Genomic DNA, 17126 nt, shown 5'->3' with positions numbered 1-17126 from the left:
GGCGTGGCGTTATGGCTGCCTGAGCTTATCTTCCGGGACTTTATTCGCTGCCAATGAATCGTTTGCTACGCGCCTGCCGGTGGTCCGGTGTTGTCTTCCTACTGTTACTTACCCTGTCCCACAACCGGACCCTGGCACAGAGCACCGCCGGCTACGGCGACTGGCAGCTGCACCTGCCCAATAACCGCACCCTGGCCTTGGCCGAAGCCGGCAACCGCATTTACGTAGCTACCGAGGACGCCTTTTTTTTCTACGATAAAGAGCTGAATACCACCCAGCTGCTCTCTAGTCGCGACGGTCTGAACGATGTGGGCGTGAGCAGCGTCGGCTACGACCCCACGACCAAGCGGGTGCTGGTAGCCTACCGCAACGGCAACCTGGATGTGCTGACCAATGACGGCTCGATTGTCAACATCGGCGACATTGCGCGCAAGCCTCTTACGGGCAGCAAAAACATCAACCATATCAGCTTCAGCAAGGGCCGTGCCTACCTGAGTTGCTCTTTTGGGCTGGTAATAGTGGATATGGCCAGGCAGGAAATACGGGATACGTACACCAGTATCGGTCCCGCCGGCGCGAATGTGGAAGTATATGCCACTACCGTGCTCGACAATACGCTGTTTGCCGCCACCTCGGCGGGCCTGATGCGAGGTCTGCTGACTGACAACCTGCTCGACTACCGGCGCTGGACGATAGATTTGCCGGGCATCAACAGCAGCTACACGCCGTACCATACCCTGGCTACGCAGGGTAAAAACGTGTATGCCGGCCGTGATGGGTTGGCCGTGCTATGCTACAACTGCAGCAGTACCCGTTGGCAGCCCCTGCCCGATACCTACGCCGGCACCTACCGGCAGCTCAGTGCCGCTACGGCCGGCCTGTTTATCATCGGCGACCAGAAAGTGCTGCTGCGCAAAACCGACGGCACCACAACGCAATTGCTGACCACGGCACAAAGCCCGTTTCCGGCGGCGGCTATTCAGAGCCAGGAGGGCCCTTACTACATTGCTGACGCGCAGAACGGCCTGATAAAAACCGCCGACGGCAAGCAGTCGGAGAATTTTGTTACCAATGCCCCGGCTTATGCCCGCTCCTTCAGCGTGCTGGCCGACGCCCGCTCCAATACGGTGGATATCTTCGGCGGCGGCTATTTTGACCGGTATGGGCAGCAGGAGTTTCTGGGCGGTTTTTATGAGTACAAAGACGGCCGCTGGACCAACTTCACCAATGAAAATGTTCCGCCTACCCCCGGGCTACCGAAATTTAAGGACATCAGCCGAGGTGTGCGGACCAAGGACGGCACACTATACATTGCAACTTATGGTGATGGTGTGCTGCAATGGAAAGGCCCTTCAGACTACAAGCAGTTTACCCAGGGAACCCCTGGCGTAACCTTGCGCAGCGAATACGTTGATAATCCTAGGTACACGCGTATTACCGACCTGGCAGTCGATTCCAAGAACAATGTCTGGGTTGTAAACCGCCATACCTTACGGCAAAGGACCTCGGGCCTGCACAAGTATACTCCTGCTGACAATACATGGCAGAATATGCCCTACTTCACGGGCTTCGAAAACCTCGAACGTATCGTAATCGACAATAATGATTATGTGTGGGTTTCTCTGTCGCGTAAAGACGGCACCGGGCTGGTTGCCTACGACCCGGCAAACCAAACCACTCGCTACTTCAACAGTGGCAACAGCCAATTGCCTTCCGACGAGGTTTACGACATTGCCAAAGACCGTAAAGGCGACATCTGGGTGGCTACGGCCAAAGGTATTGCCGTTTTTCCTGATCCTAGCTCGGTGTTTCTGCCCGAGTCGAATACCTTTCAGCAACCCATCATCCGGGGAGGTATTACGGATGGCTTCCGGGCCCTGCTCAACGAGGTAGTGAAGGCCGTGGCCGTGGATGGCGGCAACCGCAAGTGGTTTGGTACTGACCGGGGCCTGTGGCTGTTCAGTGAGGAAGCCGACGAGAGCCTGCTTCATTTTACCACCGAAAACAGTCCGCTGCCGTCCAACAACATCGTGGATGTGGAGGTGAATGACCGCACGGGCGAAGTGTTTGTCGTAACCGATGCCGGCGTGGTGTCGTACCGGGGCGCGGCCAGCATAACGGAAGGCAAGCCCGACTGCGCGAAAGTGTCGCCCAACCCCGTCCGCACCGATTTTACCGGGCAGGTGGGCATCAGCGGCCTGGCCAACAACGGCATTGTGAAAATTACCGACGTAACGGGCAAGCTCGTGTACCAGACCAAGGCCAATGGCGGCACCGTGGTCTGGACCCTAACCGACTACAACGGCCGCAAGGTGCAGTCGGGCGTGTATCTGGTGCTGTCATCGGATGCGGACGGGAAAAACGGCTGCGTCAGCAAAATTGCCGTTGTAGAGAAATAATGGCCGTTTACGGCCGCCAGCGGGAATAATCGGGCCCCGCAGTTTGTTGCAGATCAGGCGGCGCAGCTTATTGCTGCGTCCATACCAGCTTCTCGCTTTCCCATGCTGATCAAAACCCGGGGCATCGTCCTGAGCTACATCAAATACCGCGAAACTTCCATCATTGCCCGCGTTTACACCGAGCGGCTGGGGGTGCAAACCTACATCGTAAACGGGGTGCGCAAAGCCAAGCCGCCGGGGCGTATTGCGCTGTTTCAGCCCTTCACCCTGCTCGATCTGGTGGCTTATACCTCGCGCAACGGCGGCATCACCCGGCTTTCGGAATATCGGTGCGCCGTGCCCTTTAGCACCTTGCCCTACGACGTGCGCAAGAGCAGCGTGGTGCTGTTCCTGTCGGAGGTTGTGAGCCGCACGCTGCTGGAAGAGGAAGAGAACGAGCCGTTATTTCACTTCCTGCACGATTCCATCGTGGAGTTTGACCAGCAAAAAGAAGGCTTCGAGAACTTTGCCCTGGTATTTCTGATACAGCTGGCCAGCTACCTGGGCTTCGGCATCGAGTCGGGAGAAGAAATTACCTCGCAGGTGGCTTTTGCCACGGTGGCCCCGGCCACGTCGGCGGTCAGTACGCCGGCCGCCCTACGCTTCCGCGAGTTCGACCAGTATTTCAACGAATTGCTGCACAACCCCGAGCAGGCCACAATTCCCAACGGCCGACTCCGGCGCGAGCTGCTCGACGTGCTCATTCGCTACTACCAGCTCCACGTCGAGAAGCTGGGCGACATTCGCTCCCTGGATGTGCTGTCGGAGGTCTTGGCTGAATAAAGAGGCGGCCGAAAAGGATATAAAACCAAAAAGACCTGCCGTTTCGGGTAGGTCTTTTTGGTTGTGGGAGCTAAGGTTACCGTACTTTCACTACCTCCACCTCAAAAATCAGGTTGGCGTTAGGTGGTACGATAAACTGCGTCTCGTCGTCCGGGTTGCGGACTCCGGCGCTGCCATAGGCCAACGCGGCCGGAATCCAGATGCGGGCCCGGCTACCCATGGGCAGCAGTAGCAGCACTTCGTCCCAGCCCGGAATTACCTGACCGGTGCCCACGCGGAGCCGCAACGGCTTGCCTTGCGCCACCGACGAGTCGAAGATGTGACCATCGGGCAGCAGGCCGGTATAATGTACCAGCATTCGGTCACCTTTGCGGGCTTTGGGGCCGCTACCAAGTTGGCGCACCGTGTAGCGCACGCCGCTGGCGGTTCGTTCGCTCAGCGTAGTATCGGCTACGGCCGGGCGTGGGCTAGTCTGAGCCTGGGCAGTCAGCGCCAAGTGGCTCAGCACCAAACCCAGGAAACCGAAACGAAGCAGCAGGCCGGCAGTCATCCGGTTACTGATAGCTCACTTTCGAGATGTTCATCTCGAACTGTAGCGGCTCGTCACCACCGATGGTAGCATTGCCATACTGGCCATAAGCGAGGTAAGAAGGAATGAAAATCCGCTTCTCGTCACCTTGCTTCATCAGCAGCAGCGCTTCTTCCCAGCCTTTGATTACGCTGTTTTGACCTACTATCACCTCCGTGCATTCGCACAGGGTACGGTTGCCGTACGACTTATCAAAAACGACGTCTTCGCGGGCCTGCTTAACGTATTTGCCGATGTACTTCACCTGTACCTTGTTGCCAGCCACGATTTTGTTGCCGGTGCCTTCCTTCAGCGTCAGGATATACAGGCCTGACTCGGTGCGCTGGTAGTTACTGCTGGTGATGCCTTTACGGGTGAAGTAGTCCTGAATCAACTGGTCGTCGATTTTCTTGTACTCTTCCTCATGCTCACGAGCTTGCTTTACGGAGGCAGTTTCGGTGTTGCAGCTCGAAAGCACGGGCGCCGTTGCCAGCAGCAGCACTACCAGGCGCATGAATACCGAGCGGGTGAATAAATCTTTCATCTCTTTTGCTTGCTCTCTTGTACTGAAAAAATGAAGCGGGCCGCCACAAGTCTGCCGGCCAGCTTTTTACTTAACGTCCACGAGCTCCACGTCGAAGCGCAGAACCGAATTCGCCGGAATAGAACCGGTGGCCTGAGAACCGTAGCCCAGCTGGGACGGAATCAAAAGGGTAGCTTTTTCACCCTTTTTGAGCAGGGCAATGCCCTCGTCCCAACCTTTAATCACCTCGTTGCGGCCCAGCGAAAAGCTGAAAGGTTTGTTACCTCGGTTTGAGGTAGCATCGAACACCGTGCCGTTGAGCAGCATACCCGTGTATAACACGGAGACTAATTGCCCCCCTTTAGGTTGCACGCCACTGGTCTTGGTAATCGGAACAAAATACAGCCCCGACTCCTGACGCTGGGCATCCACGAGCTTGTTGTCGGCAATATACTGCTTGATAAGGCCCTCGTCGATGGCGGCGTAGTCCTTGTCCTTTTCGCAGGCCGTGAGCAAGCTGACGGCGCTGAACAACACCAGGAACAGCCGGCTGGAGAGGGAACGGGAAAAGAAGGATGGTAGCATGATGCCCGGATAAAAAACCGCCGCGCCCGGCCCCAGGGCGCAAGCGCGGCGGCTCGTGTAAGTGACGTTACTTACTTAACATCTACGAGTTCCACGTCGAAGCGCAGAGGTGCGTCGGCCGGAATGTCGGCGCCGGCGCCGCGCTGCCCGTAGGCCAGCGACGAAGGAATCAGCAGGATGGCCTTGCTGCCTTTGTTGAGCACAGCAATGCCTTTGTCCCAGCCCGGAATTACCTGGCCTACACCCAGCGGGAAGTCGATTGGCTTGTTGCCCATCTTCTCCGAGGAGTCAAATACTTTGCCGTCGAGCAGCGTGCCCTTGTAGAGCACCGAAACCGTCTGGCCGGGCGAAGGCTTGGCGCCCGTGCCGGGTTTGGTAATCACGTAGTATACGCCGGAAGCGTCTTTCTGCGCGGTCAGGTTGTTTTTCTTGATGTAGTCCTGCAGAATCACGTCGTCCTTCTTGAGCTGCTGCTCGGCGTAGGCCATCATTTTCTTCTGCTGCTCTTCCATCTGCTTCTGCTGGTCTACCTTGGCTTCTTCCTCGGATTGCAGCTTATCAGCCTTCACGTACATAGTCATCGTGTTGCCGGCCTTCTTCATAAATGGCGGCACAGGCTGCTTGAACGACTTGGCGAAGATGGTGTCCACGTTGAACTTGAACACGGCCGAGTCGCCGGGTTGCAGCAAAGCAATGGCTTCTTCAATACCACCTTTGGTAGTTACTTCCTGCAGCTTAATGCGCATCGGAATGCCCTGCTGCTTGCGCGAGTTGAACAACACCGAGTCCTTGGCCGTGCGGTATTCCACGTTCAGAGCCAGGATTTTGCCCAGCCGGTCCTTGTAAGCAGCGTCGCCTTCGGCCGCTACCGACTTGTCGCTGTACTTGCCACCTTCGTTTTTGAAGATCTTATACTCGATGCCCGACTTGGTCTTGGTGAAATCACCGCCGCCCTTGTTGCAGGAGGCCAGGCCCAGAACGCCGGCAGCAAGGGCCAGGCTCAGAAAATTGCGTTGAAGAAACATGAAAAGGGAAGGGGTTGGAAAAATTGAATTTGGGGCAAGTTACACCGAAGGGGGCGCAACTGCCAAGGGCGCCGTTACGAGCTGAGTCTGATACTGCGGCAACAGCGCCAGGAAACGCTCGACGGTCGGCTCCAGGGGCTCGTGGCTAATGCCGCCGGCCGCGTTGTGGTGCCCACCCCCGTTGAAGTTCTTGCGGGCAAACTCGTTGACGGAGAAAGCGCCAACGGAACGGAAGGAAATCTTCACAGCCTGGCCCCGGTCAATGAGCACGGCAGCAAATACTACGCCTTCAATGCTGAGCGCGAAGTTTACCAGCCCTTCCGTGTCGCCGGTTTTGGACTGGTACTGGCGCAGCTCGTCCTGGGTAATGGCAATGTAGGCCGTGTTGTATTCGCGCAGCACCACCAGCTTGTCTTTGAGCACGAAGCCCAAAAAGCGCAGGCGCATTTCGGAATGCGAGTCGTAGATGCGGCGGTGCACCGACGAGAGGTCGATGCCGGCGTTGAGCAGCTCGGCAATGATAAGGTGCACGTTGCGCGAGGTGCTGGGGTGGCGAAACGAGCCCGTATCGGTCATGATACCGGCGTAGAGGCTCTCGCCGATTCCCACGTCAATCATATCCTGGTCGCCCAGGTCCCGGATGACCTCAAACACCAGCTCGGCCGTAGCTGCCGCTTTGGGGTTCGAAAAGTCGAGGTCGGCAAACTGCTCGGGCTCCAGGTGATGGTCGATGAGCACCTTCGTACCCGGAGCACTGCGGATGTATTCGCCCATCTCGTTGATGCGGCCCAGACAGCTGAAGTCGAGGCAGAAGATAACCTCGGCCGTGCCGATAATCTCGCGGACCTGCGCGTCGTTTGTCCGGGCGTCGTATACCACTACTTCGTCGTTGCCGGGCATCCAGGACAGGAAGCTTGGGTAGTCGGAAGGAGTGACGACGGTGACGTGGTGGCCTTTTTTGCGGAGGTAGCCCGCCAAGCCCAGCGAAGAGCCGAGGGCGTCGGCATCAGGCTTGTGGTGCGTGGTGATGAAAATCTGCCGGGGCTGCGCGAGCAGCTCCTTCAGGTCGCTGATAGTGGACATTGCCTACTGATAGGTGGCTGAAATTCGGTTGTTTAGGCCGGAAGCAAGGCGGCAAAAGTCGGAAATATTCCGCAGATAATCGCCGAAGCTCTAACAAAGCTTGCCCGGCTTTGGGTTCGCGCTAAGTGTCGCCAGCTACTGTGGCCGGCCTGATGTGCCTCGGCGGCAGGTCGAAGAAAGGCGGAACCGGCGCCAGAAAGCGGCAATAGCCCGCCGAAACAGACGAGCTGAAATGCCAAACAAAGTTGTGCAACCGCCTCGGCCTGGGGCCGTAGCGCAGGCGTAATTTGCGGAGTATTGTACTTAACTGCGGAGATTCGGCTACTTTTGCGGCCACATTCTGCCCGGCAGATTATTTCCCCGCATTTCACATTTACCGTTTTAACTTCTCCCAGCATGGCAACTAACCGCACGTTCACGATGATTAAGCCCGACGCGGTGCAGGACAACCACATCGGTGGTATCCTGCAGATGATCGAAGAGGGTGGCTTCCGCATCGTTTCTCTGAAAAAAGTACAGCTGACGGCCGAGCGCGCTGGTCAGTTCTACGAAGTGCACAAGGAGCGTCCCTTCTACGGCGACCTAGTGAAATATATGTCGTCGGGCCCTATCGTAGCGGCCATTCTGGAGAAAGACAACGCCGTAGCTGATTTCCGCACCCTGATTGGCGCTACCAACCCGGCCCAGGCCGCTGACGGCACCATCCGGAAGAAGTACGCCAAGAGCATCGAAGCCAACGCCGTACACGGCTCCGACTCCGATGAAAACGCCAAAATCGAAGGCGACTTCTACTTCACCGCCGACGAGCAGTTCTAAGCAGCACTGATTCGCATGGATTTTAGCTGATGACGCAGATTATGTAGTCGAAGCTGAAACCTATAGTGGAAAACACGAAAAATCCCGCCCTGCAGTGCGCAGGGCGGGATTTTTCGTATGCTGCTAACAGACTGTTTTTATACTGTGTTTGTACCAATTTAAAACTAACAGCCCAGCGCTACACGAGAGCCGGGGCGTTAGGAAAAGAGGTAATCGTCAGATACTAAGCGTTTTCAACCGACAGTACTGGCTCGGGGTAGGCCTCCTCAGTAGTGGTGGTGTGCTTATGTTTGAAGAAGATAACAAACAGGATGGCAATGAGCAAGGAGTAGCCAGCAAAGGAGAGCCAGATACCGGTCCAGTCCTTATTGCCGTTGGCCAACGTGAAGTATTTCTCGATAACCACGCCGCTCACCAGGCTGCCCAGTACCGCGCCAAAGCCGTTGGTCATCATCATGAACAGGCCCTGGGCGCTGGCCCGGATAGACGGGGCCGTTTGGGTTTCGACGAACAGCGAACCGGAGATGTTGAAGAAGTCGAAGGCCATGCCGTAGACGATGCAGGACAGCACAATCAACCAGATGCCGGGGCTGTCGGGGGTGCTGTAGGCCAGCAGGCCGAAGCGCAGTACCCAGGCAATCATGCTGAAGAGCATTACCTGCTTGATGCCGAAGCGGCGCAGGAAAAACGGAATAGCCAGGATAAACAGCGTTTCGGAAATCTGTGAGATGGACATGATGATAGCCGGGTACTTCACCGCAAACGTGTCCTGGTAAGCCGGCACCTTGTCGAAATCGTGCAGGAACGTGTCGCCGTAGGCATTGGTGAGCTGCAAAGCGGCACCCAGCAGTAGAGCAAACAGGAAGAAGGTCAGCATCTTACCGTCGCGCAGCAGTGCAAACGACTTGAGGCCCAGCACTTCCATCAGACTCTGGCTGGAAGTAGTAGACGACTGTGGCGGACACTTGGGCAGGGTAAAGGAGTAAAAGCCCAGCAGAATAGCCGCGCCGGCGGCTACGTAGAACTGGCTGGCCGACTTTTCGAAGCCCAGCAAGCTCACCGTCCACATGGCTACGATGAAGCCGATGGTGCCCCACACCCGAATGGGCGGGTAAGACTTCACTACATCGAAGCCCTGCTTTTTCAGCACCGAGTACGACACGGCAATGGATAGGGCCAGCGTGGGCATGTAGAAAATCATGTTCAGCAGCATTACCCAGAACATGGTGCCCGGGTCGGTGACGAGGGGCACGGTGAAGAGCACGATACCGCCCAGGATGTGCAGCATGCCGTAGAGCTTCTCGGCATTTACCCACTTATCGGCCACGATGCCCATGAGCGAGGGCATGAAGATGGAGGCAATGCCCATGGTGGAGAAGATGGCGCCAAACTGTGCGCCCGACCACTGCTTGGTTTGGAACCAGTATGCTCCAATGGTTATCAGCCACGAGCCCCAGATGAAAAACTGGAGGAAGCTCAGAATAATGAGGCGAAGCTTAGTGCTCATGCAAATTCAACTTAAAGGAAAAGGGAGGGAATTTTGCCCGGTAAGATACAAGGTTCTAACCGGAGGGATTGGGAAGAAAAGCGCGGAAAACGGGTGATAAGCGGGAAATAATGGGTCGGTACTTGGAGCCAACCCGGCTTGCTGACGGTGGAGGAGCGAAGGGCAGCGGCCGTGAGCACCGGGTAGGGCTGCAGCAAAGGAAGCCGCCAGCTGGCTAACAGCCCAGGCCGGCCGCAGAACCAACGTGGATTTACCCCAGACCGGAAAATATTTCCATAGAAGCAGAGAGTGGGGAAACGTAATAGGCCCGCACGGGAAGGAGCGGGGACGTCAAAGATAAATAAAAATGGAAACGCCGCCGCGTCTGGTTTTCTGGCCGGATAGGGTGATGGAAAATAAAGTTTGCGTCGTGATGTAGTTTATATTGTAAACTAGTTTATGTTTGCATCGTTCAATCAGTCATTCACAACCATCCAACACCCTACCGCTATGTCGACTGCCGCCGCCTTCACCGCCTCCTTTTCGTCCAATAGCCAGCCATTGCCCATCACGCCGCAGGAACTGGCTACCAATGCTACCGACTACCTGCTCTGGGGCACGGCAGTGGGCGCCGCCGCAGTGGTGCAGGCTACTGCACCTCAGTTGCATGGGTTGCCTTTTCAGGTAGCCATAGCCGGGGCCGGTTTAACGGCCTTTGCCTTTCACTTCTACCGCGGCTGGAAACAGCCGGTACGTTCGGGGCAGGGCGAGGCGGTGCGGCTGCTACGCTTGGCTACGTGGGTGCTGCTGGCCGTATTGCCGGCGCTGGTTCCGCAGCTTGGCTGGGCCACGGTGCTGCCCCTAATGCTGTTTGTGCTGGGCACCCGCACGTTTGTGGCTGGTGGTATTCTACAGCACCGCACCCTGATTTTCGGCGGGGCGGCGGCCTGGGTTTTTGGCGCATTGGCCTTCCGCTTTTCGGCTCCCGTGGATCAGCTGATTCTGCTGGCAGCCAGTGCGGCAGCGGCTTTGCTGGTGCCGGGTGCCATGCTGCGCGCTGCTACCCGCCGCTAGCATTTACTTGTAACACTGGCTTGAGTCGTCGCCGAAATTTCTCTCAACACTTCAATGCTTACTGCCATGATGCCCGCTCGTTCACTTGCTGAGCTCCAACAGGAAAACATTCAGGCCTCGCGCCGAGGCGTGACCATTATTGCTACGGCGGCTGTAGTGCTGGCCCTGGTCGGAATGCTGGGCTGGTGGCTGCCGACCCGTACCATGGGCTTGGTGTTGTTTGCCGGCATGGGCCTGATTTTCCCGCTTGGGCTGCTGGTGAACCGCCTGCTGGGCATCAACTTCTTTATTAAAGACAACCCATTGGGCACGCTGGGGGGCCTTGCTGCAGTGTGGCAGCAGTTCTTTACCCCGTTGCTTATCTGGTGCTACTTCCGGCACGTGCCGCAGCTGCCAATGATGGTAGGCGTGGTGGCCGGCGCGCACTTTTTCGTGTATGCCTGGCTCTACAGTAGCCGCACCTACTGGTTTCTGACTCTGGCTACCGTGGCCGTGGCTTACGGCGGCGGACTGCTGACGCCGGCCCATAGCTTTGTGGTAGTGCCCTGGGGCATGGCCGTGGTATACGCGCTGGGCGTGCTGGGCCTGCTGGGCGAAAATCGGGCCGACCGGCAACGGGTGGGCGCTAGCCTAACTCAGCCAAAAGCTCCGGCGCGCCGGGAACCAGTCGGCGAAATCCGCTGCAACCCGTTTTTCGAGCTGCTTTCTTCCCCCTCCCTGTAACCCCGATTTCTCACTTCTCTTCTCCCAACTTTACATGGATACCACTGACAAACCGCTGACCGGTCCGGAAAGCCTACTTATCATTCAGGAAATGATTCAGGCCGCCAAGCAGGATATAAGTGACCGGTCATTCGACTTTCTGTTTTGGGGCTGGCTGGTGCTGGCCGCCGCCCTCAGCAACTATGTACTGCTCGTGGTAGGCTACGAGCGGCCCTGGCTGCCCTGGGCCACGATGCCGCTGGGAGGAATCGTCGTGGGTATTTATCATTACCGGGAGGAAAAGCGTCGGAGCGTGCATACGCCCGTCAACGACTTCCTGGGCTTTTTCTGGGCCGGTATGGGCGTGTTGATGGTCATGATTATCGGCATTGGCATGGTGCAAGGTTGGCAAAAGGCCTACCCGCTGCTCATTGCTCTTTACGGGCTGGGTACGTTCGTTTCGGGCGGAGCGCTGCGTTTCCGGCCACTGGTGTACGGCGGGGCGGCGTGCTGGCTGCTGGCTACGGCGGCCTTCATGGTACCTTTCCAGACCCAGCTGCTGCTGCTGGCTGCCGCCGTGGTGGTTAGCTATATTATTCCCGGGCATCTGCTCAAAGCTCGTTTCCGCCGTGGCCGCGCCGTTTGAGGAACTCGACCCGCTGCTGCATTCCCAGCTGCGGCTGGCGGTAATGTCGCTCCTGCTGGGCGTGCGAGAGGCTGAGTTTACTTTCCTCAAGGAGAAAACCGGGGCTACGGCCGGCAACCTGAGCGTGCAGCTGGGCAAGCTCAAGGAGGCCGGCTACCTGACCATGACCCGCGAAATGAACGGCAGCTACCCGCTCACGCGCTGCGCCATTACGCCCGTGGGTGTCACGGCCTTCGAAACCTACGTGCAGGCCCTGCAGCGCTACCTCAAGCCGCCCGAATCGACCTGATCTAACAACAAAAAAGCCCGCTCCAGCAATGGGGCGGGCTTTTCTGTTGAGGCTTAAAACCTACTTGGCTTCGCTGAAACGACGGTTTACTTCGTCCCAGTTGATGAGGTTGTAGAAGGCCGCAATGTAGTCGGGGCGGCGGTTCTGGTACTTCAGGTAGTAGGCGTGCTCCCACACGTCGAGGCCCAGCACGGGGGTGCCTTTGCAGCCGGTGTCAGGCATCAGCGGGTTGTCTTGGTTGGGCGTCGAGCAGATCTGCACCGAGCCGTCGGGCTGCTTGCAGAGCCAAGCCCAGCCCGAGCCGAAGCGCGTGGTGGCGGCTTTGGTGAATTCTTCCTTGAACTTCTCGTAGCTGCCGAAAGCCTTGGTAATGGCTTCGCCTACGGCGCCGGTCGGCTCACCGCCGCCATTCGGTGCCAGGATGGTCCAGAACAGGGAGTGGTTCCAGTGGCCGCCGCCGTTGTTGCGCACGGCCGGAGGAGCCGAGGCAATGCCGTGCATCAGCTCTTCCAGCGTCTTGCCTTCCAGATCGGTACCGGCAATGGCGTTGTTGAGGTTGGTGACGTAGGCCTGATGGTGCTTGGTGTGGTGGATTTCCATCGTCTGCGCGTCAAATTGGGGCTCTAGCGCGTCGTAGGAGTAAGGAAGCTGGGGCAGTTCGAAAGCCATAAGCGTAGGGGTTGAAATTGGATGAATGGTGGTGGAAGAGGTTAGGGTATAACTCCGCTGCCCCTGATATGGTTGTGGGCGGCGGTACCCAAGCGGCCAAAAGTAGATTATTTACGCCGTTGCGCGAAAAACTCCCGCATCAGCTCGGCCGCCTCCTCGCCCAGAATGCCCGCTACCAGCTCGGTGCGCGGGTGCAGTAGGTTACCATGCCGCCGAAAGCCGCGCTTTTCCTCGGCGGCGCCGTACACCACGCGCTTCACCTGGGCCCAGAACGAGGCGCCCGCGCACATCACGCAAGGCTCCACCGTCACGTAGAGCGTGCAGTCAGCCAGGTACTTGTTGCCCACGTAGTTGGCCGCCGCCGTCAGGGCCAGCATTTCGGCGTGCGCCGTTACGTCACGCAGCTTTTCAGTCTGGTTGTAGGCCCGGGCAATAATCTGCTTATCCATCACGACCACCGCCCCAATCGGAATTTCCTCCTCCTGCAACGCGTAGCGCGCCTGCTTCAGCGCCTCCCGCATATAGTGCTCGTCGGAATACAAGGTTAATGTGCTCAAGTGCTAATGTGGTTGAATGTGGGCAATGTGTCATTGCGAGCAACGCGAAGCAATCCGTCCTCTGAAATGTAACGCGCTTCCTTAAGGGAAAAGCCCTTTCCCGTTGTCACAGGAAAGGGCTTTGTGGTGAAAGGTCACTTCATACTGCGCAGAGGACGGATTGACGCCGCTTAATGCGCGGAATGGCTTACGCCTCGCAAGGACACAACTTCACAACCTCACCATTTCACCATCTCACTATTTCACCATAATGCTCTGCATCAGGGCCTGGGCGGTGGGGCGCCACTGGGGCTGCTCTTCGGCGGGGCAGTTGAAGGTGAAGACCAGCAGCTGGTCGCCTTGGATGGCGTACTGAACGAACTGGTAGCGCCGGATGGGGGCCAGGTTGCTACCGCGCTTATTGTCGGCTACCGACGAGACAAACTCCAGGGCAATAAAGTCGCGCTTGTTGATGGTGCGAATATCCTCGGACAGGAATTCAACCTTGGAATACATGTTCTGGATGCTCGACTTGTAGATTTTGAGCAGCAGGCCGTAGTCCCGGTCGGTGAAAGTGGTAGGCTTCTGGGCCACGCTCAGATCCACGCGGCCACTGGGGTTGGTAAACACGGCCAGCGGCTTGCGGGGCGACGGGTATTTGGCGGCAATACCGTCATCGGGCAGGGCCGAAAAGCCCTGAGGCACGCCGATGGTAATGTTCTTGCCCACCGGGGTTTTGGTGAGCTTGGGACCGGCAAAAGCCACGAGCAGGGCCGCTACCAGTAACAGGGCAGTCAGGCGGCCAAACAGGGAGGATGTTTTCATAAGAGAGCAGCAAGGTAGCCGGGCCAGCGCAAAAGGCCGCGCCCGGCGGAAAAGTCCAGAGTGAAACGCGCAAACAACGGTCAGCCGTTCCGGAAGAACCGGCCGAAACAAAACGCCTCCGAAACCAGAACGATTTCGGAGGCGAAATAGGGTAGTAAACCCAACTTAGCGGCGCTTTTTCGATACGGCTGGGGCCGGATACTTGATTTTTACCTTCTTCCAGTACACGTAATTGCCGGTTTTGGCCTCAATCAGGTAGGTGCCGGCTGGAATGCGGCCCAGGTCCACGGGGGCGCCGGTGTTGTTGGCCGGGTCCAGGGCGGTGGTGTACACGGGCTTGTTTTTGTAGTCGGTCATTACCAGCGTGCCGGGCTTGGTAAACTGCTGGGTGAAGCTGAGCATGATGCTCTGCCCGCCGGAAGCCGGGAATACGTCGATGCCCGACAGCGTCTCGACCCGCTTGATGGGGCCGTTCAGGGTCACGGGCTCGGCGTCGGCTTCAGTTTTGGTTTTAATCGAAGCGCCAGTCTCCGATTTCGACTTGGTTTTAATCTTGGTCGGCGACGTTTGAGCCTGGGCCGTAGAAAAAGCCAGCAGGGCGGCAGCAGCGAAAAGAACGGTACGTTTCATATTCAGGAAGAGAGGAAAAAGCGGGAAAACGAGGTCGGGAAGGCACATTGCAGAATCCGGGCCAAACTATTCCGGGTCCGGCCGCCGACTGTGCAGGCTACGAAGGTAGCACGGTTGCGGTTGGCAGCACCGGGGTAGGGTGGGCAAATTCGGCGGCATTGCCCGCCGCATGTGGCGCACGCGCCCATGAATCCTATCTTTGCGCCGAGCGGCCCGCTTGTTTCATCTGAATATTCCTGATTATGCTCCGTACGCACACCTGCGGCGAACTTCGCCCCGACCATATTGGCCAAACCGTAACCCTGACCGGCTGGGTGCAGCGCACCCGCGACGCGGGCGGCATCTTCTGGATTGTGCTGCGCGACCGGTACGGCCTCACCCAACTGGCCCTCGAAGAAGGCGTGGAAAGTGATGAGGTGCGGGCCAAAGGCCGGGAGCTGGGCCGCGAATTTGTGATTAGCGTGACGGGCAAAGTAGCCGAGCGCTACTCCAAAAACGACAAAATCCCGACCGGCGCCATCGAAATCCGGGTCGAGAAGCTTGAGGTGCTCAACGCGGCCAAGCTGCCGCCTTTCCTCATCGAAGACGAAACCGACGGCGGCGACGACCTGCGGATGAAGTACCGCTACCTCGATTTGCGCCGCACGCCGGTGCGCAACAACCTGATGCTGCGCCACCGCCTGGCCCAGGCCGTGCGCCGTTACCTCGACGGCCAGGAGTTCATCGAAGTGGAAACGCCGGTACTCATCAAAAGCACGCCCGAAGGTGCCCGCGACTTCGTGGTGCCCTCGCGCATGAACCCCGGCGAATTCTACGCCCTGCCCCAGTCGCCCCAGACCTTTAAGCAGCTGCTCATGGTCTCGGGTTTCGACCGCTACTTCCAGATCGTGAAGTGCTTCCGCGACGAGGACCTGCGCGCCGACCGTCAGCCGGAATTCACTCAGATTGACTGCGAAATGGCCTTTGTGGAGCAGGAAGACATCCTGAACACCTTCGAAGGACTGGTGCAGTACCTGTTTAAGGAGGTAAAAGGCCTGGAAATCGGGAAGCTGCCCCGTATGACCTACGCCGATGCCATGCGCTTTTACGGCAACGACAAGCCCGACACACGCTTCGAAATGAAGTTCGTGGAGCTCAACGACGTGGTGAAAGGCCAGGGTTTCCCGGTGTTCGACGCGGCCGGCCTCGTGGTCGGCATCAACGCCCACAACTCAGCCATGTATACCCGCAAGCAGATTGACGAGCTGACTGAGTTTGTGAAGCGGCCCCAGGTGGGCGCTACCGGCTTGGTGTATGCCCGCGTGGAAGCCGACGGCAGCGTGAAGTCGTCGGTCGACAAGTTCTATTCCCAGGACGAGCTGCAGAAGTGGAAAGCCGCTTTCAACGCCCAGCCCGGCGACCTGCTGCTGGTGCTGGCCGGTGAGCCCACCAAAACCCGCAAAGCCCTGAGCGAGCTGCGCCTGGAAATGGGCCAGCGCATGGGCCTGCGCGACAAAGATACTTTCTCGCCGCTGTGGGTCATCGATTTTCCGCTGCTCGAATACATTGAGGAGGAAGGCCGCTACTTCGCCATGCACCACCCCTTCACCTCGCCCAAGCCCGAGGATATGGCCCTGCTCGACAACCCCGCCACCATCGGCGAGGTGCGGGCCAATGCCTACGATATGGTTATCAACGGCGTGGAAGTGGGCGGCGGCTCCATCCGCATCCACGACCGGGCCGTGCAGGCCCGCATGTTCTCGTTGCTTGGCTTCTCCGATGAAGAAGCCAAGGCGCAGTTCGGCTTCCTGCTCGACGCCTTCGAGTACGGCGCGCCGCCCCACGGTGGCATTGCCTTCGGCTTCGACCGGCTCTGCAGCCTCTTCGGCGGCGCCGACTCGATTCGAGACTTCATTGCCTTCCCCAAAAACAACTCCGGCCGCGACGTCATGATTGATTCCCCGTCGCAGATTTCCGGGGCTCAGCTCAAGGAATTGAGCATTGCTACGGCGGTAGTGGAGAAGAAGGCGTAAGTGGAGCCCGAGGAGTACCCGCACGTTTTTCACACTTCAGCGCAAGGCGGGTACTTCGGGTTGTTCATTGGCTTTGTTTTGCTGGTCGTGGCAGGCTGGGAATCGGTAAATCAACCACCGAATTTTACGGCTGTAGTCTTCTTTTCATGCCTGGGTACGGCTTCCATTTTGTTCAGTGTAAAGGCACTGGCTTATCCCAGCGTCGCATTGAAGCTTGCCTCTACCGGCCTCTGGACGCCTGCAACTGGTTTTTTGCGCTGGAAATTTATTCAGGTAAAGATTGAATCCGTTTACAGCGGGAAAGCAGGTTCGCTGGATTACTTAATCGTAACCCAGCACCAGACTCAGCGGCGGCTCGATGCAATTGCTATTGCTGGGCTCAACGGTTCAACAGATGAAATAGAAAGGCTGCTAAATAGATACAAGCACAACTAAA

Annotated in this window: 19 protein-coding genes; 9 read left to right on the top strand and 10 right to left on the bottom strand. The window is 57.8% G+C overall.

Annotated features, from left to right (window positions below; genetic code table 11):
* The first annotated feature begins 53 nt into the window (after positions 1 to 53).
* Together porZ and recO are read left to right on the top strand one after the other, a co-directional pair.
* Positions 54 to 2399, top strand: coding sequence for a type IX secretion system anionic LPS delivery protein PorZ (porZ, locus tag LGH74_RS18035; protein WP_226177752.1), 2346 nt, complete (start codon positions 54 to 56; stop codon positions 2397 to 2399).
* Positions 2400 to 2501: 102 nt separating this feature from the next.
* Entirely contained in the window at positions 2502 to 3221 is a 720-nt protein-coding gene (gene recO / locus LGH74_RS18030; RefSeq protein WP_226177750.1) for a DNA repair protein RecO, read from the top strand.
* 76 nt (positions 3222 to 3297) lie between these two features.
* Here the strand turns inward: recO and LGH74_RS18025 are convergent, their stop codons facing one another.
* The 5 genes from LGH74_RS18025 to LGH74_RS18005 all read right to left on the bottom strand — a co-directional run bounded on the left by LGH74_RS18025 (position 3298) and on the right by LGH74_RS18005 (position 7005).
* Complete coding sequence (locus tag LGH74_RS18025) at positions 3298 to 3771, bottom strand: FKBP-type peptidyl-prolyl cis-trans isomerase (RefSeq protein WP_226177748.1); 474 nt, start codon at positions 3769 to 3771, stop codon at positions 3298 to 3300.
* Between the two features lie 4 nt (positions 3772 to 3775).
* On the bottom strand, positions 3776 to 4333 hold the full coding sequence (locus tag LGH74_RS18020; RefSeq protein ID WP_226177747.1) for an FKBP-type peptidyl-prolyl cis-trans isomerase: 558 nt from the start codon (positions 4331 to 4333) through the stop codon (positions 3776 to 3778).
* A gap of 66 nt (positions 4334 to 4399) precedes the next feature.
* Positions 4400 to 4897 (bottom strand): FKBP-type peptidyl-prolyl cis-trans isomerase, encoded by a 498-nt coding sequence (locus tag LGH74_RS18015; RefSeq protein ID WP_226177746.1) that lies wholly within the window; start codon positions 4895 to 4897, stop codon positions 4400 to 4402.
* Positions 4898 to 4968: 71 nt separating this feature from the next.
* On the bottom strand, positions 4969 to 5922 hold the full coding sequence (locus LGH74_RS18010) for an FKBP-type peptidyl-prolyl cis-trans isomerase (protein ID WP_226177745.1): 954 nt from the start codon (positions 5920 to 5922) through the stop codon (positions 4969 to 4971).
* Positions 5923 to 5961: 39 nt separating this feature from the next.
* Entirely contained in the window at positions 5962 to 7005 is a 1044-nt protein-coding gene (locus LGH74_RS18005; protein ID WP_226177744.1) for a DHH family phosphoesterase, read from the bottom strand.
* A 396-nt stretch (positions 7006 to 7401) separates the two neighbouring features.
* Between LGH74_RS18005 and LGH74_RS18000 the strand changes: the two genes are divergently transcribed.
* The gene (locus tag LGH74_RS18000; protein WP_226177743.1) at positions 7402 to 7821 is read left to right on the top strand and encodes a nucleoside-diphosphate kinase; all 420 of its coding nucleotides are present in this window, start codon (positions 7402 to 7404) and stop codon (positions 7819 to 7821) included.
* A gap of 223 nt (positions 7822 to 8044) precedes the next feature.
* On the opposite strand, the gene LGH74_RS17995 is transcribed toward LGH74_RS18000, so the two are convergent.
* A complete protein-coding gene (locus tag LGH74_RS17995; RefSeq protein WP_226177742.1) occupies positions 8045 to 9328 on the bottom strand; it encodes a nucleoside permease in 1284 nt (427 codons plus the stop codon).
* Positions 9329 to 9817: 489 nt separating this feature from the next.
* On the opposite strand from LGH74_RS17995, the gene LGH74_RS17990 reads away from it, so the two are divergent.
* The 4 genes from LGH74_RS17990 (at position 9818) to LGH74_RS17975 (ending at position 12018) form a co-directional block, all read left to right on the top strand.
* Positions 9818 to 10381 carry a hypothetical protein gene (locus LGH74_RS17990; protein WP_226177740.1) on the top strand — a complete coding sequence of 188 codons (564 nt, stop codon included), beginning with the start codon at positions 9818 to 9820 and terminating at the stop codon, positions 10379 to 10381.
* Between the two features lie 66 nt (positions 10382 to 10447).
* Positions 10448 to 11104 carry a DUF7010 family protein gene (locus tag LGH74_RS17985; RefSeq protein ID WP_226177739.1) on the top strand — a complete coding sequence of 219 codons (657 nt, stop codon included), beginning with the start codon at positions 10448 to 10450 and terminating at the stop codon, positions 11102 to 11104.
* 34 nt (positions 11105 to 11138) lie between these two features.
* Positions 11139 to 11729, top strand: coding sequence for a hypothetical protein (locus LGH74_RS17980; RefSeq protein ID WP_226177738.1), 591 nt, complete (start codon positions 11139 to 11141; stop codon positions 11727 to 11729).
* Complete coding sequence (locus LGH74_RS17975) at positions 11713 to 12018, top strand: winged helix-turn-helix domain-containing protein (protein ID WP_226177737.1); 306 nt, start codon at positions 11713 to 11715, stop codon at positions 12016 to 12018. The genes LGH74_RS17980 and LGH74_RS17975 overlap by 17 nt, the downstream gene beginning before the upstream one ends.
* Positions 12019 to 12078: 60 nt before the next feature.
* On the opposite strand, the gene LGH74_RS17970 is transcribed toward LGH74_RS17975, so the two are convergent.
* From LGH74_RS17970 to LGH74_RS17955, 4 genes are all read right to left on the bottom strand, one after another.
* On the bottom strand, positions 12079 to 12687 hold the full coding sequence (locus LGH74_RS17970; protein WP_226177736.1) for a superoxide dismutase: 609 nt from the start codon (positions 12685 to 12687) through the stop codon (positions 12079 to 12081).
* 107 nt (positions 12688 to 12794) lie between these two features.
* On the bottom strand, positions 12795 to 13244 hold the full coding sequence (locus LGH74_RS17965; protein ID WP_262904687.1) for a nucleoside deaminase: 450 nt from the start codon (positions 13242 to 13244) through the stop codon (positions 12795 to 12797).
* Positions 13245 to 13481: 237 nt separating this feature from the next.
* Positions 13482 to 14048 carry a DcrB/PsbP domain-containing protein gene (locus LGH74_RS17960; RefSeq protein ID WP_226177735.1) on the bottom strand — a complete coding sequence of 189 codons (567 nt, stop codon included), beginning with the start codon at positions 14046 to 14048 and terminating at the stop codon, positions 13482 to 13484.
* A 165-nt stretch (positions 14049 to 14213) separates the two neighbouring features.
* Positions 14214 to 14678, bottom strand: coding sequence for a T9SS type A sorting domain-containing protein (locus LGH74_RS17955; protein ID WP_226177734.1), 465 nt, complete (start codon positions 14676 to 14678; stop codon positions 14214 to 14216).
* A gap of 242 nt (positions 14679 to 14920) precedes the next feature.
* Here LGH74_RS17955 and aspS point away from each other — a divergent pair, with 242 nt between their 5' ends.
* Together aspS and LGH74_RS17945 are read left to right on the top strand one after the other, a co-directional pair.
* Complete coding sequence (gene aspS, locus LGH74_RS17950; RefSeq protein ID WP_226177733.1) at positions 14921 to 16690, top strand: aspartate--tRNA ligase; 1770 nt, start codon at positions 14921 to 14923, stop codon at positions 16688 to 16690.
* 87 nt (positions 16691 to 16777) lie between these two features.
* Entirely contained in the window at positions 16778 to 17125 is a 348-nt protein-coding gene (locus tag LGH74_RS17945; RefSeq protein WP_226177731.1) for a hypothetical protein, read from the top strand.
* The last annotated feature ends 1 nt before the right edge of the window (position 17126 follow it).

Origin of the sequence: Hymenobacter lucidus (assembly GCF_020447265.1) — a bacterium.
GTDB lineage: Bacteria > Bacteroidota > Bacteroidia > Cytophagales > Hymenobacteraceae > Hymenobacter > Hymenobacter lucidus.
This window is presented reverse-complemented; position numbering and strand designations above follow the sequence as displayed.

What these genes read in the sequence shown, in the direction of transcription:
- LGH74_RS17980 (WP_226177738.1), top strand. Translation starts at nt 11,139, where the DNA reads ATGGATACCACTGACAAACCGCTGACCGGTCCGGAAAGCCTACTTATC.
- LGH74_RS18010 (WP_226177745.1), bottom strand. Translation starts at nt 5,922, where the DNA reads ATGTTTCTTCAACGCAATTTTCTGAGCCTGGCCCTTGCTGCCGGCGTT.
- recO (WP_226177750.1), top strand. Translation starts at nt 2,502, where the DNA reads ATGCTGATCAAAACCCGGGGCATCGTCCTGAGCTACATCAAATACCGC.
- LGH74_RS18005 (WP_226177744.1), bottom strand. Translation starts at nt 7,005, where the DNA reads ATGTCCACTATCAGCGACCTGAAGGAGCTGCTCGCGCAGCCCCGGCAG.
- LGH74_RS17970 (WP_226177736.1), bottom strand. Translation starts at nt 12,687, where the DNA reads ATGGCTTTCGAACTGCCCCAGCTTCCTTACTCCTACGACGCGCTAGAG.
- porZ (WP_226177752.1), top strand. Translation starts at nt 54, where the DNA reads ATGAATCGTTTGCTACGCGCCTGCCGGTGGTCCGGTGTTGTCTTCCTA.
- LGH74_RS17990 (WP_226177740.1), top strand. Translation starts at nt 9,818, where the DNA reads ATGTCGACTGCCGCCGCCTTCACCGCCTCCTTTTCGTCCAATAGCCAG.
- LGH74_RS18020 (WP_226177747.1), bottom strand. Translation starts at nt 4,333, where the DNA reads ATGAAAGATTTATTCACCCGCTCGGTATTCATGCGCCTGGTAGTGCTG.
- LGH74_RS17960 (WP_226177735.1), bottom strand. Translation starts at nt 14,048, where the DNA reads ATGAAAACATCCTCCCTGTTTGGCCGCCTGACTGCCCTGTTACTGGTA.
- aspS (WP_226177733.1), top strand. Translation starts at nt 14,921, where the DNA reads ATGCTCCGTACGCACACCTGCGGCGAACTTCGCCCCGACCATATTGGC.
- LGH74_RS18000 (WP_226177743.1), top strand. Translation starts at nt 7,402, where the DNA reads ATGGCAACTAACCGCACGTTCACGATGATTAAGCCCGACGCGGTGCAG.
- LGH74_RS18025 (WP_226177748.1), bottom strand. Translation starts at nt 3,771, where the DNA reads ATGACTGCCGGCCTGCTGCTTCGTTTCGGTTTCCTGGGTTTGGTGCTG.
- LGH74_RS17955 (WP_226177734.1), bottom strand. Translation starts at nt 14,678, where the DNA reads ATGAAACGTACCGTTCTTTTCGCTGCTGCCGCCCTGCTGGCTTTTTCT.
- LGH74_RS17985 (WP_226177739.1), top strand. Translation starts at nt 10,448, where the DNA reads ATGATGCCCGCTCGTTCACTTGCTGAGCTCCAACAGGAAAACATTCAG.
- LGH74_RS18015 (WP_226177746.1), bottom strand. Translation starts at nt 4,897, where the DNA reads ATGCTACCATCCTTCTTTTCCCGTTCCCTCTCCAGCCGGCTGTTCCTG.
- LGH74_RS17995 (WP_226177742.1), bottom strand. Translation starts at nt 9,328, where the DNA reads ATGAGCACTAAGCTTCGCCTCATTATTCTGAGCTTCCTCCAGTTTTTC.